Here is a 15,475-nt window from a genome sequence, read left to right as displayed (position 1 = left end):
AGTGAACGCAGCGCCCGGCCAATATGGCCGGGCGCTGTCGTTGCGAGCGTCAACAAGGGTCGACAACGGATCAGTCGAAGGCCTGGGGCGGCATCATCGCCTCAACATGCATCACCAGCTCCTCGAGGACCTGGCGGTCGCGATCGCTCAGCGCCACCTGATTGAGCCGCTCGATCTCACGGGCGAAGCCCTTGAGGGTGAGGCCGGCCACCGCCGAGTCGTTCATGCGCGCCCAGCGATAGGCCTCCCACTGGGCCAGTTCCTCGCCCTCCAGGGTCTCGGGGTAGCTGCGCGCTCGGAAGCGGAACAGCATCTCCTCCAGGCGTGGGTCCTGGAAGGCGAAGCACGCCCCCACCAGGTCCCAGGGGTCACTGTCACGCACGCGCTGCATCTGCTGGCGATCCGCCGGCGAGAAGAAGCCCCCGGCGTAGAGCATCAGATCGGGGTCCTCGGGGCCCGCAGACGGCGGAGCGGCGAACACCTCGCTCACCCGGGGCGCCACCTCGGGGTGGGCGGCAAGCCGCTTCCAGTGCTCGCGACAGGCGACCACATCCAGCCCCAGGCGGGCGACGATCTCCCCGTATTCGCCCTGGCGCGGCCCCTCCACGTCCTTGAGCGCGCTGGGCGGGAAGAGCACCGGGCACTTGTTGATGTGGATCACCTTGAGGGGAATGCGCTCCTCGCCCTCGGCCAGGTCGTCATTGCTGACGAAGACCCGCTGGCGGATCTGCTCGGCGGAGAGGTCGAAGAGCGAGGTCGGGTCCATCGAGAGGTCATAGACGATGACCCCGTTGGGGTTGGTGGGATGCTCGGCAAGCGGCACCACCAGGGCGGCGCAGCCACGGCTGGCCGGATAGCGGCGCGAGATATGCAGCACCGGCTTGCGCCCCGGCACGTCGAGCAGCCGTGCCACCGAACGCTTGCCACGCAGCCCCAGCAGATAGTCGAAGAGCCGCGGGTTCGCCTCACGCAGTCGCTGCGCCAGGGCGATGGTGGCACGCACATCGACCAGGGCGTCGTGGGCTCCCACGTGGGCGATGCCGTTGGCGGCGGTCAGGTCCTCGAGGCGAAAGCTGGGCGCGCCGTCCTCACGGCGCGGCCACTCGATGCCTGACGGGCGCAGGGCGTGAAAGGCGCGCACCACGTCGATCAGGTCCCAGCGGGAATTGCCGTTCTGCCACTCCCGGGCATAGGGATCGATCAGGTTGCGATAGAAGAGGTGACGGGTCACCTCGTCGTCGAAGCGCAGGCTGTTGTAGCCCAGCACGCAGGTGCCGGGCGCACTCATCAGCGCCTCGACCTGACCGGCGAACTCCGCTTCGGGCAGGCCACGGCGGCACGCCTGCTGGGGCGTGATCCCGGTGATCAGGCACGCCTGGGGATGGGGCAAATAGTCGTCGGCGGGCTTGCAGAACCACTCCACCGGCTCACCGACCTCGTTGAAGTCGGCGTCGGTGCGGATCGCCGCGAACTGAGCCGGGCGGTCACGGCGCGGGTCGGCGCCGAAGGTCTCGTAGTCGTGCCACAGAAAGGTCAGCGGGGCAGCGGGCGGCGCCATGGGCGGACTCTCCGACGATCAGACTGGATGGAGGCCACAGCCTAGCACAGCCCCGCGTCGGTCTCAGCCGGGCCGTCTCAGCCGGGCGACCCCTTGGGCAGGGTGACGTTGAGCTCCAGCACCGAGCAGTTGTCCTCGCTGTCCAGGCTGATATTGATGGCGTCGTCGTCCACCTGGACGTAGCGACGGATGACCTCCAGCAGCTCTTTCTCCAACATCGGCATGTAGTCGGGCTGGCCACGCTGAGTGCGCTGATGGGCCACAATGATCTGCAGCCGCTCCTTGGCGACCGACGCGGACTTCTTGCGCTCTCGCTTCAGGAATTCAAGCAGTTTCACCGGCGAACTCCTCCAAACATGCGGCTGAGCAGGCTCTTTTTCTGGTACTCGTGGAAGCGCAGGGGCACATCCTCGCCGAGCAGGCGCGCCACCGTGTCGGTGTAGGCCTGGCCGGCATCGCTTGCGGCGTCGTGAGTCACGGGCACCCCCTGGTTGGAGGCGCGCAGCACCGCCTCGGACTCGGGGATCAGGCCGATCAGGTCGATGGCCAGGATCTCGCGAATGTCGTCGAGGTTGAGCATGTCGCCCAGGTCGACCCGCTCCGGGTTGTAGCGAGTGACCAGCAGGTGCTCCTTGATCGGCTCCTCACCGCGCTCGGCGCGGCGGGTCTTGGAGGCCAGCAGGCCGAGGATGCGGTCGGAGTCACGCACCGAGGAGACCTCGGGGTTGGTGACCACGATGGCCTCGTCGGCGAAGTACATGGCCAGCTGGGCGCCGCGCTCGATGCCCGCTGGGGAGTCGCAGAGGATGTAGTCGAAGTCCTTGCTCAGTGTCTCGAGCACCTTCTCGACCCCCTCCTGGCTCAGGGCGTCCTTGTCGCGGGTCTGGGAGGCCGGGAGGATATGCAGGTTGTCGACCCGCTTGTCGCGGATCAGCGCCTGGCTCAGCCCGGCCTCGCCCTGGATGACGTTGACCAGGTCGTAGACCACCCGGCGCTCGCAGCCCATGATCAGGTCGAGGTTGCGTAGCCCCACGTCGAAATCGATGACCACGGTCTTGTTGCCGCGAAGCGCCAGGCCGGTGGCGATGGCTGCCGCGCTGGTTGTCTTGCCGACGCCTCCCTTCCCGGAGGTCACAACGATGATCTTGGCCAAGAGTCGCTTCCTGTCTGTCGTTGAATGGTAAAGAGATGACCGCCTCGGTCGCGTCCGGTCTAGGCCAGCGACGTGATACCGAGTTGGTCTCCCTCGAGACGCACCTGCACCATGGCGCCGAGCAGACGCGGGTCGATGTCCTCGAGACGCTTGTAGTTGCCGGCCACCGACAGCAGCTCGGCGTGGAGTTCACGGCAGAAGATGCCGGCCAGGGGGTCACCGTGGATGCCGGCCAGGGCGCGGCCGCGCAGGGCGCCGTACACGTGCACGCTGCCCGCGGCCAGCACCTCGGCGCCGGCATTGACCGCGCCGACGACCACCAGGTCCCCCTCCGGGGCGGTGATCTGCTGGCCGGAGCGCACCGTGCCCCGGAAGATTCTCCCGCCGCTGGCCACGCCGGGCGGGGACGCCAGGGCGACCTCCTCCTCGACGCTCTCCTCGACGTCCGTTGAAGGCACGCTCTCGAGCGCCCTGGGGCGGTTCGCCTCTAGAGGCGGGAACCAGCCGAGCCCCAGCGCCCAGGCCGACTGCTTGACCGGCTCGGCGCCACCGCGCACGGCCACCGGCAACAGCTTGTGGGCACGGCATACCGCGCAGATGCGCTCCAGGGCCAGGTGAGGCTCGTCAAGCTTCTCGACGCTGAGCACTACCGGCGTGTGCTGGAAGAAGGCCGGGGACTGGCTGAGCTTGCCGGCGAGCTGGTCACGGATCTGCTCGGGGTCGGCGCTGGCCAGTTCCATGACCGTCATCGGCAGCATGCCGCCCTTGAAGGTGAAGGCCATGCTGTCCCTGTCCATTTTGAGGCTCATTGCCGAACTCCACATGGATGTTGGTCGGGGTACGCCACCCAAGCTAAGCGAGTACCGCGCCCCCTGCAACTGATCATACGCCTAGGGCCTCCCCCTGTCAGTGTCTCCAGACGGCCACAGCACGGGCTTTTCCCCAGCGGCACCGCATGCTTAGATACCCTCCATGCCCAAGACCGGCGCTGCGCCTGCCGGCCCTGCCCGGCACCACCCGACAATAACTTACCGGCGCGTCCCGGTGCGTGATGCGCCCTTCATCAGGATCGCCCATGTCAGGACTCCTTCGTCGTCTGTTCGCCCCGCGCTGGCGGCACCCCGACCCTCAGGTGCGGCGCCAGGCCATTGCGCGACTTGACCTCGCAAACGGCGAGCACCGCCAGGTCCTGGAGCGTCTTGCCCGGGACGAGGACCCGTCGGTACGGGCCACGGCGCTGGCCCGCCTCGACGACCCCGAGCGGCTGCTCGACCTGTTCGACGAGGGCGGCGCCTCGAAAGAGCTCACCCACCGCCTGATCGCCCTGCTCGCCGGGGGCACCGGTAGCCTGGAGCTGGGCGCACGGATCGCCCTGATCGAACGGCTCCGCGATGCCGATCTCCTGACCGAGCTCTGCCTGCAGGGCGACAACCAGCAGCTGCGCCTGGTGGCCCTGGCCAGGCTCGAAGGCGAGGAGGCCCTGATCCGCCAGGCCTGCGACAACAGCATCGCCGCCGTGCGCCACGCCGCCGCCGCGCGGGTCGAAAGCGAGGCCGGATTGGCCCGCCTGGCCCAGCAGGCGCGTCGCGACCACCAGGTGATGCGCCAGGCCCGTGAGCGCCTTAATCGCCTGCGGGCCGATGCCGCACAACTGGCCGCCGCCCGTGAGCGCCGCGAATCGCTGCTCGCCGACCTGGAGCGCCATGCCACCGCCCCCTGGGAGCCGCTTTACGCCGGGCGCTTTCGCCACCTGATGCGCGAGTGGGCATCCCTTCAGGATCTGCCCAACGCCAGCCAGGAGCGGCGCTACCACGATGCCGGCCTGCGCTGTCGCAAGGTGATCGGCGATCACGAGGCCCGGCAGCGAGCCAGCGAAGCCGCCGAGGCGCGCCGCGAGGACGCCGAGCAGGCCAGAGAAGCGCTGGTGGAGGCCCTGGAGGAGGGGGTCGAGGCCCTGGGTCGCAGCGAGGTGGTCATGACTCAGGACATCGCCAGCCTGCGTGCCCAGAAGCAACTGCTCGCTCACCGCTGGCAGGCGCTCTCCGACCAGCACCTGGCCGACCAGGCGCTGCGCCATCGCTACGACGCCGTCCGCGAGGGCTTCGAGTCCATCAGCCAGGCCTGGGTCCGCCTGGAGGAGCGCGCTGACGAGATCGAACGCGCCCTGAACGACGGCGATGACGAGCGCCTCGCGGCGCTCCTCGGCGCCCTTGCCTGGCCTGAGGACCTGGCCCCTGCCCCGCTGCTGCGCCGAGCCCGGGAACGTCTGGCGCAGCGGGACGCCCCGGCCGAAGACCACCCGGCGCGACTGGCACGCTTTATCGCCGATCTCGACGACCTGGAGAGCCTGTTGGAGCGCGGCGCCTTCAAGGGCGCCAGCCGACTTCACCAGCGCCTCCGCCAGACCGCCGACACGCTCGACGCCGGCGCTCGCCAACCCCACATGGCGCGCCTCAGGCAGCTGGGGGCGCGGCTGGCCGAACTGCGCGACTGGCGCAGCTTCGTGGCCGGCCCCAAGCGCGACCAGCTAGCCCAGGCCATCGAGGCCCTGGCCGAGGATGCCAGCCTTCACGACACCGGCCTGGACCGCCGGCATCGTCAGCTGGTCAAGGAGTGGAAGTCCCTGGGCGACGCCGCCGCAAACCGCGAGCAATCGGCGCGCTTCCGGGCCGCCTCCGACCGCATCCACGAGCGCTTGGCCCCATGGCGGGAACGCCTCGATGCGGAGCGGCAAGCCAACCTCACCACCCGCGAGACCCTCTGCGAACAGCTCGAGTCGCTGCTGGAGCAGCCCGCCGAGTCGGCCGATCCGGATGCCCTGCGCGAGATCCGCGACCGTGCCCGGGACCAGTGGCGGCGCGCCGCCCCGGTGCCCCGGGACCAGGCCGAGGCCATCGGGCGTCGCTTCGGCCGCATTCGCCATGCGCTCCAGGCGCTGATCGACCAGCGCGCCCAGGCGGTCGCCGAGACCAAGCGCGGCCTCATCGAGCAGGTGCGTGCCCTGCTCGGCCAGACGATGCCCGCTGCCCGGCGCGCCGAGACGGTGAAGGCGCTTCAGCAGCGCTGGCGCGAGCTGGGCCGAGCCCCGAGGGGGGAAGAACAGGCACTGTGGCGTGAGTTCCGTGCCCTATGCGATCAGGTGTTCGCCTCCCGGGAGGCCGAACGCGACGACCGCGTCCGCCAATCCCGGGAACGCCAGGAGGCCATGCAGACACTGATCGAGCGCATGGACGCCTGGCAGCCCGCCAGCAGCGCCGACGAGGCCGAGCTCACCGCCGCCATTGCCGAGGCCGCGGCGCAGGAGCCGCTTCCCGGCGGGCGTCGCACCGAGGGCATGCGGCGTCGCTGGTCGGGCATCGTGCGCGCCCGCCGCGAACGCCTCGAACGCCTGGCCGTGGTGGAAGAGGTCGAGCGCTGGCGGGCCGTGCAGCCGCTGCTGTTCGCCCATCTGGAGGCCGATGCCGAGCGCCTGGCCGGCGGTGAGTCCCGCGAAGTGGCACTGCCCGAGGGGCTGAGCCTGGCAGGCGACATGCGCGGCGCCCATGCCCGCCGCAATGCGGCGCGCCAGTCGCCCCCTGCCGACGAGGAGATGGCGGAGCGATTGGCGAGGGTGCGAGTGCATCTCTCCCTGCTCGCCGTGGGCAACGTCAGCCATCGCGATGAACCGCTGCGACTGGCCATTCAGGTGGAGCGCCTCAATGAGAGCCTGGGCCGCGAGCTCTCAAGCGCCGAGGAGGTCCACGGCGTACTGCGCGAACTGCTGGCCACCGGACCGGTAGCGCCTGACCTGTGGAGCCGCGAGGTGGGAGAGCTGGACCGCATGCTGGAGCGCCTGACACGCTTGCCGCCGCCCTGACGAGTGCTACCCGGTCCAGTACAACGCAGGAGCGCGAGGGGTTACCTCGCGCTCCTGCATTCGGGGGCGTAGCCCCTGCCCGGTCGGCAGGGGCTACGGTAATTCCGGGCGATCAGCCCATGAACTGGCCGCCGTTGATATCGATGTTGGCGCCGGTGATGAAGCCGGACTCCTCGTGGGCCAGATAGGCCACCAGTCGACCGATCTCTTCCGGCTTGCCGTAGCGCTTGACCGGGATGGTCTCGCGGATGGACTCACGCACCTTCTCGGGGATCTTCATGATCATGTCGGTGGCGATATAGCCCGGCGACACGGTGTTCACGGTGATGCCCTTGGTGGCGGTCTCCTGGGCTAGTGCCATGGTCAGGCCGTGCATGCCCGCCTTGGCGGCGGAGTAGTTCACCTGGCCGAACTGGCCCTTGCGGCCGTTGATGGAGGAGATGTTGATGATCCGGCCGTACTGCTTCTCCAGCATGGTGTCGAGTACGCTGCGGCAGGTGTTGAAGACGCTGTTGAGGTTGGTGTCGATGACCTCGCGCCACTGCTCGGCGGTCATCTTCTTCATGGTGCCATCGCGAGTGATGCCCGCGCAGTTGACCAGCACGCCGATCGGGCCGTGCTTCTCCTCGATCTCCTTGACCCCGTTGATGCAAGCATCGAAGTCCACCAGGTCTATCCCGGAGATGTCGATATTGCTGTAACCGTCCGCCTTCTGGGCTTCGAGCCAAGACTTGGCCTTCTCCGGATTGTGATAGCCGGCGACCACCTGGTAGCCCTCATCGGCCAGCGAACGGCAGATAGCACTGCCGATGCCGCCGGTCCCACCGGTCACCCAAGCAACGATTGCGTTGTTGGCCATTGTAACCTCCCTGATTGTCATGACGCTGTGGCCAGGCCACCTCGGCCGGCACACCAATTATTCTCTTAACCGTTGCCCGTTTGATGACAACTCCGATGAGTATGGACCAGGAAGCGGTGCCGGGACGAGCGTTTGAAACCCACCCCTTGACTAAAGGGGTAATCCCTGTAGAATGCGCTTCACGTTGATGCGGGGTGGAGCAGTCTGGTAGCTCGTCGGGCTCATAACCCGAAGGTCATCGGTTCAAATCCGGTCCCCGCTACCAAATATAGAAAGAAGCCGATTCCTCCGGGGTCGGTTTTTTTTATGCTCGATGCTTCATCATCGGTTCCCTCTTGTTTCAAGGTCGGCGGTCCCCGCTACCAAATATAGAAAGAAGCCGATTCCTCCGGGGTCGGTTTTTTCATGCCCGATGACCCGTCAAATGAAAAGCCGAAACCTGATGGTTTCGACTTTTTCATGTCGCGGCCCGGTGGCGGTTCCACTCTACCACTTCAATGGCGTCGCAGTGCTTCCAGGGTGCAGGCGTTGGGGCAGAAGCCGCAGGCCTCCACGTCGGGTTCGCCTTCCAGCAGGCGCTTGCAGCGGGCCTTCTCCGGACACAGTGAGCAGACGCGCTCCAAGTCGCGGCGCACGCCGGGACCGGCCAGGATGGTATCGGCATGGTCGACGCCATACACCGCCATCATGCGCGGCAGCTGCTCCAGCGGAGAGCGGTTCCCGCTCCAGAACAGCGACTCGTCGAGGCGCGTCAGTCCCAGGTCACTCAGCCGCGTCTCCTGCTGATCCGCTTCCAGGGCGTTCCACGCCTGGCGCCGTTGGCTACTGCGCCAGGCGTGTGCCATGCGCCGCATGGCAGAGGTGATCGCTAACATGGGGAAACCCTCCGTTATTTATTCGATTTCACCCAGCCTAGCCCACTTCATCGGCGCTTGAATTGACCCCCGTCAGCCCTTTGGCCGAAGCACCGCCACCGGGCAGCACGCCTCGTGCAGCACTTCGTGGCTGACGCTGCCGGCCACTACCTGGGAGAGGCCGCTGCGCCCATGGGTGGTCATGGCCAGCATGACGTCACGACTGTCGGCCAGGTAGCTGACGATGGCATCGGCCGGGCTGCCATGCAGCACCTCCCAGTCCACCTCGATGTCGTGCTCCCTCTCCAGGCGACGCGCCAGGCCATGCACATAGCCGGACTCCATCACATCGCTGTGGCCGCCCTCCCCGGCGGCCGCCACCATGGCACTGGCGTCGATCACCTGCAGCAGCTGCAGCCTGGCCCCGAAGCGATCCGCCAGCGCCACCGCGTGAGGCAGCATCGCCTCGGAGAGCGAGGAGCCATCCACGCAGACCATGACCACGTCTACCCGGGCATGACGCTCGGGCGCATAGCGGGGCCCGCAGAGCAGCACCGGACGAGTGGCACGCCGCACCACACCGGCGGTCACGCTGCCGATCAGCATCTCCGGCACCGGGCGACGCCCATGGGCGCCCATGCACAGCCCCACGCCCTCCTGGCCGGCCAACGTCGCCAGCGTCTCCTTGGCGCTATCGCCCACCAGCACCTCAACCGCAATCGCGTCGAGGGCAGGCGTTTGCTCTTTGTCGAGGCGGGCCCTCAGGGCGACCCTTCGCCCTTCGGCCTGAGCCGGGTCGGTGACCACCGACACGACGGCCAAGGCGGCATCGAGCTGGGCTGCCAGGTTCTGGCCCATCGCCAGGCCCCGCAGCGAGTGATCAGTCTCGTCCATGGCCACATAGATTGTCTGCATGATGGTTCTCCTCAAGGGACCGGGTGCGTTGTCGTATTACCCCGGAGCCTGTGTACTCGGCGCCGGGCGCCTATTGTTGTTTCTCGGAGGCCGCCGAGGCATCGGAGCGCCGCGACAGCGTGAAGGGGCGGTGCAGCAGCTGGTAGGCCAGGGCACCCACCACCACGCCCCAGAAGGCGGAGCCCAGGCCCAGGAAGCTGATCCCCGAAGCCGTGGCGATGAAGGTGATCACCGATGCCTCCAGGTGGTCCTTCCGGGCGGCGAAGGCGCTGACGTTGCTGGTGATGGCACCGATCAGCGCCAGGCCTGCCAGGATCGCCACGAACTCGCCGGGCAGCGAGGTGAACAGCAGCACGATGGTGCCGGCGAAGGTGCCACCGATCAGGTAGAAGACCCCGTTGGCCACCCCGGCCACGTAGCGCTTGTCCGGGTCTTCGTGGGCCTCCTTGCTGGTGCAGATGGCCGCGGTGATGGCCGCCACCACCGTGGTGATCCCGCCGAAGAAGGCGGTCGCGAAGGAGGTCAGGCTGGTCAGCGTGACGATCGGCTTGGCCGGCGTGCTGTAGCCGGAGGTGCGCAGGATCGCCATGCCCGGCAGGAACTGCCCGGTGAGGCTGACCAGCACCAGCGGGATCGCCAGGCTCAGGGTGGCGTTCCAGGTCCACTCGGGGCGGATGAACTGCGGCTCGGCAAGCCGGATCGAGACGCCGCTCAGGTTCGCCCCCTCCAGCACCACCGCCAGCACCACGCCGACGATCAGCAGCAGGATCAGGCTGTAGCGCGGGGTGAGCCGCTTGAAGGCCAGGTAGGCGATAAGCATGCCGATGGCCAGCGCCGGCACCGATTCCAGCGAGACGAAGACCCCCACCCCGAACTGGAACAGGATTCCCGCCATCATGGCGCTGGCGATGCCCGGCGGGATCGCCTGGACGATGCGGTCGAAGGAGCCGGTGATGCCCACCACGAAGAGGATCGCCGCGGCGATGAGGTAGGCCCCCACCGCCTCGTTGAGCGACAGCCCGGGGAACAGGGTGACCAGCAGCGCGGTGCCCGGTGCCGACCAGGCGGTCACCACGGGCACCTTCAGCCAAAGGCTGAGCAGGATGCCGGACACGGCGGCCCCCATGGAGATCGCCCAGACCCAGGAGGTCATCATGGCACTCGAGATCTCCGCGCTCTGGGCCGCCTGGAAGAAGATCGCCAGGGGCCCCGCGTAGGAGATCAGCACCGCCACGAAGCCCGCCGTAACGGCGGGAATCGACCAGTCCTTGTGGAGTTGCATCATTGGCTCCGTCTGTCTTGAATCGCAGAACAGGGTTCAGTGTTGGGCGTCAGGCGACGCCGAGATGAATATCAAGGATAGTGGGATCCTCCCTGAGTCCCTGGGAATCGCCGCTGTAGACCACCTCGCCCTTGACCAGCAGCAGGTGGCGATCGGCCACCTCCAGCAGGTTGTCGATGTTCTTGTCGACGATGATGGTGGCGATGCCGGACGCCTTGATGTCGCGAATGATCTTCCAGATCTCGTCGCGGATCAGCGGCGCCAGTCCCTCGGTGGCTTCATCCAGGATGACCATGTCGGGGTTGGTGGTCAGCGCCCGGCCGATGGAGAGCATCTGCTGCTCACCCCCGGAGAGGAAGGAACCGTCGTGGTTGATGCGCTGGCCGAGCCGCGGAAAGGTGTCCAGCACCCGCTCCAAGGTCCAGGGCGATTCGCCCCGCTCGTTGGGCCGGGCGGCCATGATCAGGTGCTCGCGAACGCTGATGCCGGGGAAGATGCCGCGCCCCTCCGGCACATAGCCGATGCCCTGGCGGATCAGCTGCCAGGGGCGGCGCTTCGCCGCGGACTTGCCCTTGATGCTGACTTCACCCTCCCGCGGCGGCACAAAGCCGAGGATCGACTTGAGCGTGGTGGTCTTGCCCATGCCGTTGCGGCCCAGCAGGCTCAGGGTCTCGCCGGCCATCAGCCTCAGGTCGACCCCGTGCAGGATGTGGCTCTCGCCATAGTAGGTGTGCATGCCCCGCGCTTCGATCAGCGGGGTCGCGGATGATGTAGCACTCATGCGGCGGACTCCTCATGGTGACGACCGAGATAGACATCCCGTACCCGTTCACTTGCGCGGATCTGGGCAGTGGGTCCGGTCTCCAGCACGCAGCCATCGACCATCACGGTGATGCGATCGGCCAGGCGGAATACCGAGTCCATGTCGTGCTCGATCAGCACCAGCGGATAGCGGTCCGACAGCCCCTTGAGCAGGTCCGTGACCTGGGCGGTCTCCTCGTGGCCCATGCCGGCCATGGGCTCGTCGAGCAGCATCAGCTTGGGCGCGGTGGCCAACACCATGGCGATCTGTAGTTGGCGCTGCTCGCCGTAGCTCATCGCCGAAGACGGGGTATGGGCGTGATGTACCAGCTGGCAGGTCTCCAGCACCTCCATGGCGCGCTCGTCGACCTCCCGGGCCCGGTCGCGCGACCACCAGCTGCCGAAGACGCCGCCCAGGTGAATGCGCGCCGCCAGCTGGCAGTTCTGCAGACAGGTCAGCCGCGGGAAGATATTCGTCTTCTGGTGGCTGCGGCCGATACCCATCCTTGCGATCTGACGGGCCTTCCTGCCCTGGATCGGCTGCCCCTGGAAGAGGATCTCCCCTTCGGAGGGCGGAAACTCGCCCGAGAGCAGGTTGATCAGGGTGCTCTTGCCCGCCCCGTTGGGGCCGAGGATGGCGTGGATCTCGCCCTGGCGCAGCTCGAAGTCGACGTTGTTGACTGCGACCAGGCCGCCGAAGCGCCGAGTCAGCCCCCGGGTCTCCAGCAGCGGGCCGTGATGTGGGGTGGCACTCATGGCTCAGCCCTCCTTGCCTGGGGTAGACGCCGCCGGCTTGGCTGACTTGGATGGCGTCGGGGTCGGTTCACGTTTCAGCCACGACAGCAGCGTCGACTTGGCCAGGGTCTGGCGGTTCGGCGGGGCGATGATCAGCCCGGCGATGCCGCGGGGCAGCACCAGCACGGCGAGGATGATGGTGATGCCCATCAGGATCGGCCAGTGGGTCGTCATGTGCTCGAAGGTGTGCTGCAGGATCTCGTAGGCGAAGGCGCCGAGGATCGGGCCGAAGATGGTGCCCATGCCCCCCAGGATCAGCATCATCAGCACCTCGCCGGAGGTGTGCCAGCCGAGTTGAGCCGGGTTGGCGAAGCCGTACTGCATGGCCGCCAGCATACCGGCGATGGAGGCCATCACCCCGGAGATCACGAAGGCGACCAGCTTGTAGTGGCTGGTGGCGTAGCCCAGCGCCTCCATGCGGTGCTCGTTGTCATGGATGCCGTCGAGCACCTGGCCATAGAAGGAGCGGGTCAGCCAGCGCAGGAAGAGGTAACCCACCACCACCATGGCCAGGCAGACGTAGAAGAAGGTCAGCGGGTTGTCGAGGTCGAGCAGCACGGTCCCACCGATCTCCACGCTGGGCCGGAACATGATGAAGACCCCGTCCGTCCCCCCGGTATGTGGCGAGGTATTGATGAAGTAATAGAGCATCTGGCCGAAGGCCAAGGTGGTCATGATGAAGAAGATCCCCTTGGTGCGGATCACCAGGAAGCCGACGATCAGTGCGGCCAGGGCCGCGACCAGCATCACCAGCGGCATCATCCACCAGATGGCGGCGGGGCTGAAGGCGGGGCTGGCCAGCGCCAGGGTATAGGCGCCGAGGCCGAAGAACAGGGCGTGGCCGAGGCTGACCAGGCCGACGATGCCCACCAGCAGATCCAGGCTCATGGCGAACAGTGCCAGGATCAGCATCAGGGTCATCTTCTCCATCATGAAGTCACTCTGGGCGCCGAACACCACGGGCCCCCACAGCGGAAAGATGGCAACGAAGGCGGTCAGCACAAGCATGATGATGACGACGCGCTTGGGATAGCGATGCAACATGATAAGGCTCCCTCAGGCAAACAGCCCGCGTGGCTTGACCAGCAGCACGGCGGCCATGATCAGGTAGATGACCATGCTGGCCAGGCTGGGAATCAGCACCGACCCGAAGGTCTCGGCCATGCCGATCAGGATCGCGCCCCAAAAGGCGCCCTTGATCGAACCGATGCCCCCGATGACGACCACCACGAAGCAGGTGATCAGGATGCTGTCCCCCATGCCCGGGGCGATGGAGGTGAGCGGCGCGGCGATCATCCCGGCGAAGGCGGTCAGTGCCACCCCCACGCTGAAGATCAGGGTGAACAGGGTGCGCACGTTGATGCCCAGCCCCTCCACCATGTCGCGGTTGACCGCGCCGGCGCGGATGATGATGCCCAGCCGGGTATGCCGGATGACCCAGTAGATGACACCGGCCAGGGCCAGACAGACGCCCATCACGAACAGCCGATAGTGGGAGTACTGCAGGTTGTCGGTGAGCTGGATGCGCCCGCTGAACAGCTCCGGAATCGGCACGCTGTGCACGTCGCCGCCCCAGATGATGCGCTGCATCTCGTTGAGCACCAGGATCAGACCGAAGGTCAGCAGCACCTGGTAGAGGTGGTCGCGTTTGTAGAGCGTGTCGAGGAACAGGCGCTCGATGATCAGGCCCAGGGCGATGGCAATGGGGATCGCCACCAGGATGGCCAGCCAGAAGTTGCCCAGCCGAAAGGTCAGGTCGTAGACCAGGTAGGCGCCGATCATGTACATGGCGCCATGAGCCAGGTTGATGATGCCCATGATGCCGAAGATGAGCGTGAGACCGCTGGCGATCAGGAACAGCAACAGGCCGTACTGCAGCCCGTTGAGCAGCTGCACGCCGAAGAATGCGAGATCCATGGGACCCCTCCGAGAATCGTGACCGAGGGGCGAGCGGCGCCCGCCCCGGTATCCAGGTGGCAGCCGTTACATGCGGCAGGCGGCGTCGGGCACCTCGAGGTTCTCGTGGGCGATGCCGACGACCTCGTGCTTGCCGTCGCGAATCTCGCGCAGGTAGACGTTCTGGATGGGATGGTGGGAGGCGGAGAAGCTCAGCGGTCCCCGCGGGCTGTCCAGTTGCACATTGGCCAACGCCTCGATCAGACGCTCGCGGTCGGAGGTGTCCCCTTCCACGGCTTCCAGGGCCTGGACCAGCATCATGCCGGTGTCGTAGCCCTGCACCGCATAGGTGTCTGGCAGCTGGCCGTAGGCCTCCTGATAGGCCTCGACGAAGGCACGGTTCTGAGGAGTGTCCAGGGTCTCGGCGTAGTGCAGGGTGGTCATCACCCCCTCGCCCGCTTCTCCGATGGCGGCCAGGTTGCCGTCGGTCAGGAAGCCCGAACCCAGCAGCGGAATGGTCTCCTTCAGGCCCGCCGCCGCGTAGTCGCGCACGAAACTCACACCGCCGCCGCCGGCGAAGAAGGTATAGACCGCGTCGGGCCTGTCGCTGGCGATCTGGGCCAGGTAGCTCTGGAACTCGGTGTTGGGGAAGGGCACCAGGATCTGGCGGAGGATCTCGCCACCTGCCTCGGTGAAGGCCTCCTCGAACCCCGCCAGGTCCTCCTTGCCGCCGGCGTAGTCCCAGGTGATGGTCACCACCTTGCGATGGCCCATCTCGTAGGCCACCTTGCCCATGGGATAGCTGTCCTGCCACATGCTGAAGGAGGTGCGGAAGACGTTGGGCATGCACAGCTCGTTGGTGGCTGCCCCCAGCCCGGCGTTGGGGATGATGGTGATGGCGCCGGTCTGCTGGGCCACGCGCAGCATGCCCATGGCCACGCCCGAGTGCACCGGGCCGATCACGAAGTCGACGTTGTCGCCTCGCACCAGGCGGCTCATGTTCTGCGGCGCCTTGGAGGGATTGGCCTCGGAGTCGAGCTTCACGTACTCGACGTCACGGCCGCCCAGCTGGTCACCATGCTGGGCGATGGCCAGTTCAAGGCCATTGGTGATGGCCTCGCCCAGGGCAGTGTAGGTGCCGGTGTAGGGCAGCATCAGGCCAAGCTTGACGGGGTCTTCGCTGGCCTGGGCGGCGCTGCCGGCGGCCACGATGGCGGCGATCAGGGTGGTCAGGGCGCTCTTCTTGAAGGTCATTTTCATTGTGTTTTTCCGGATAATCAGAGGTGAAGGCTTGTCGCCTTTGCTTGTTATTGAGTCGGCGTCCCTGCCGTCATGAAATCGTCCCTTGCCACCGGGTCACGCTGACCCGGCGGCGTGACCCGATCAAACGTGGTAGACGTCGATGACCTGGTGGATATAGTCGTTGTTGAGTTGCACTACCTTGCGGGTGATCAGCGGCGCCTCGCCCGATACGTCAAGGGTGTAGAAGGAGGTCCCGAAGAAGGT

14 protein-coding genes and 1 tRNA gene are annotated in these 15,475 nt (G+C 66.8%); 2 read left to right on the top strand and 13 right to left on the bottom strand.

Translation table 11 applies throughout. From position 1 onward, the window contains the following. Positions 1–70: 70 nt before the first annotated feature. The 4 genes from sbcB to minC form a co-directional block, all read right to left on the bottom strand. Positions 71–1,558 (bottom strand): exodeoxyribonuclease I, encoded by a 1,488-nt coding sequence (gene sbcB / locus ACR80S_RS16635; protein ID WP_435403849.1) that lies wholly within the window; start codon positions 1,556–1,558, stop codon positions 71–73. A 77-nt stretch (positions 1,559–1,635) separates the two neighbouring features. Beyond that, positions 1,636–1,896 (bottom strand): cell division topological specificity factor MinE, encoded by a 261-nt coding sequence (minE, locus tag ACR80S_RS16630; RefSeq protein WP_290788379.1) that lies wholly within the window; start codon positions 1,894–1,896, stop codon positions 1,636–1,638. Next, positions 1,893–2,711: a septum site-determining protein MinD gene (gene minD / locus ACR80S_RS16625; RefSeq protein ID WP_290905895.1), complete on the bottom strand. Its 819-nt coding sequence runs from the start codon at positions 2,709–2,711 to the stop codon at positions 1,893–1,895. Before minD ends, minE begins: the two co-directional genes overlap by 4 nt. 59 nt (positions 2,712–2,770) lie before the next feature. Beyond that, the gene (gene minC, locus ACR80S_RS16620; protein WP_435401996.1) at positions 2,771–3,520 is read right to left on the bottom strand and encodes a septum site-determining protein MinC; all 750 of its coding nucleotides are present in this window, start codon (positions 3,518–3,520) and stop codon (positions 2,771–2,773) included. Positions 3,521–3,786: 266 nt separating this feature from the next. Between minC and ACR80S_RS16615 the strand changes: the two genes are divergently transcribed. Then, a complete protein-coding gene (locus ACR80S_RS16615; protein ID WP_435403848.1) occupies positions 3,787–6,567 on the top strand; it encodes a DUF349 domain-containing protein in 2,781 nt (926 codons plus the stop codon). Positions 6,568–6,679: 112 nt separating this feature from the next. Here the strand turns inward: ACR80S_RS16615 and phbB are convergent, their stop codons facing one another. Then, positions 6,680–7,426, bottom strand: coding sequence for an acetoacetyl-CoA reductase (gene phbB / locus ACR80S_RS16610; RefSeq protein ID WP_435401994.1), 747 nt, complete (start codon positions 7,424–7,426; stop codon positions 6,680–6,682). Between the two features lie 188 nt (positions 7,427–7,614). Here phbB and ACR80S_RS16605 point away from each other — a divergent pair. Next, positions 7,615–7,691 (top strand) — tRNA-Met (locus ACR80S_RS16605). A 229-nt stretch (positions 7,692–7,920) separates the two neighbouring features. Here ACR80S_RS16605 and ACR80S_RS16600 read toward each other — a convergent pair. From ACR80S_RS16600 to ACR80S_RS16565, 8 genes are all read right to left on the bottom strand, one after another. After that, a complete protein-coding gene (locus ACR80S_RS16600) occupies positions 7,921–8,301 on the bottom strand; it encodes a DUF6455 family protein (protein WP_435403847.1) in 381 nt (126 codons plus the stop codon). A gap of 72 nt (positions 8,302–8,373) precedes the next feature. Next, positions 8,374–9,195, bottom strand: a complete 822-nt coding sequence (locus tag ACR80S_RS16595; protein ID WP_435403846.1) for a universal stress protein — start codon at positions 9,193–9,195, stop codon at positions 8,374–8,376. Positions 9,196–9,265: 70 nt separating this feature from the next. Continuing rightward, complete coding sequence (locus ACR80S_RS16590) at positions 9,266–10,477, bottom strand: benzoate/H(+) symporter BenE family transporter (RefSeq protein ID WP_435401991.1); 1,212 nt, start codon at positions 10,475–10,477, stop codon at positions 9,266–9,268. Between the two features lie 49 nt (positions 10,478–10,526). Next, on the bottom strand, positions 10,527–11,258 hold the full coding sequence (locus tag ACR80S_RS16585) for an ABC transporter ATP-binding protein (RefSeq protein ID WP_435401990.1): 732 nt from the start codon (positions 11,256–11,258) through the stop codon (positions 10,527–10,529). Further along, on the bottom strand, positions 11,255–12,034 hold the full coding sequence (locus tag ACR80S_RS16580) for an ABC transporter ATP-binding protein (protein ID WP_435401989.1): 780 nt from the start codon (positions 12,032–12,034) through the stop codon (positions 11,255–11,257). Before ACR80S_RS16580 ends, ACR80S_RS16585 begins: the two co-directional genes overlap by 4 nt. A 3-nt stretch (positions 12,035–12,037) precedes the next feature. After that, the gene (locus ACR80S_RS16575) at positions 12,038–13,117 is read right to left on the bottom strand and encodes a branched-chain amino acid ABC transporter permease (protein WP_435401988.1); all 1,080 of its coding nucleotides are present in this window, start codon (positions 13,115–13,117) and stop codon (positions 12,038–12,040) included. Positions 13,118–13,129: 12 nt separating this feature from the next. Next, complete coding sequence (locus ACR80S_RS16570) at positions 13,130–13,990, bottom strand: branched-chain amino acid ABC transporter permease (RefSeq protein ID WP_086511520.1); 861 nt, start codon at positions 13,988–13,990, stop codon at positions 13,130–13,132. 66 nt (positions 13,991–14,056) lie between these two features. Next, positions 14,057–15,229, bottom strand: a complete 1,173-nt coding sequence (locus tag ACR80S_RS16565) for an ABC transporter substrate-binding protein (RefSeq protein ID WP_435401987.1) — start codon at positions 15,227–15,229, stop codon at positions 14,057–14,059. Positions 15,230–15,475: the final 246 nt, after the last annotated feature.

The sequence above is a fragment of the Halomonas salsilacus genome, from assembly GCF_051216275.1.
Classification (GTDB): domain Bacteria; phylum Pseudomonadota; class Gammaproteobacteria; order Pseudomonadales; family Halomonadaceae; genus Halomonas.
Note: the sequence above shows the minus strand (reverse complement) of the source record. Positions and strands in the feature narration are given on the sequence as shown.